At 38.3% G+C, this 577-nt stretch carries 1 protein-coding gene; it reads left to right on the top strand.

What is annotated here, in order from left to right:
- Positions 1-275 precede the first annotated feature (275 nt).
- A partial coding sequence (locus IGI96_RS19770; protein WP_438785719.1) for an IS110 family transposase occupies positions 276-577 on the top strand: 302 nt, incomplete at its 3' end.

The following is a 577-nucleotide window of genomic DNA, read 5'->3' as shown; positions in this document are numbered from 1 at the left end:
CCTTGTATATTTAAGATACTCAATTAATCAGCTATTCCGTTTTAACTAGCTGTTATTTTGTCTATAATTGAGCTAGACGCTATGGACTAGTATAACCTCCACCAGATTCCTTTGGAATACTGTTGTCGAAAGGCTCTGGCCACAGCTCTTTGTCACATTGTTAATAAGTTTGTTAGCGCATGACATCTGTTCGTGACGCTTGATTGATCACAAGGTTACATAGGCAAAGAGTAAGTGGAGCATAGCGTAAATTTTATCTGTCAGGAGTGGTCCTTATGTTGTACGTTGGAATAGATATTGCCAAGCACAAACATGACTTAGCGATCATTGATACTGAAGGAACGGTTTTTATCCGTCATCTTCAGATTGAAAATAATCGTGAAGGCTTTACGAAGCTTCAAATGACGCTTGCCAATTTGCAGAAAACAACCGGCGAAGAGATTCAAATCGCCTTAGAAGATACCGGTCATTATTGCTTTAATATCTTACGCTTCCTTCGGACGCAAGGGTACCCAACTTATAGCTATAATCCATACTTAATTAAAGAATTTGCCAAAAATCAAAGCTTACGAAAAAC

It is taken from the genome of Enterococcus sp. DIV0421 (genome assembly GCF_051713745.1).
In the GTDB taxonomy this organism is placed as follows: Bacteria; Bacillota; Bacilli; order Lactobacillales; family Enterococcaceae; genus Enterococcus_D; species Enterococcus_D casseliflavus.
Note: the sequence above shows the minus strand (reverse complement) of the source record. Positions and strands in the feature narration are given on the sequence as shown.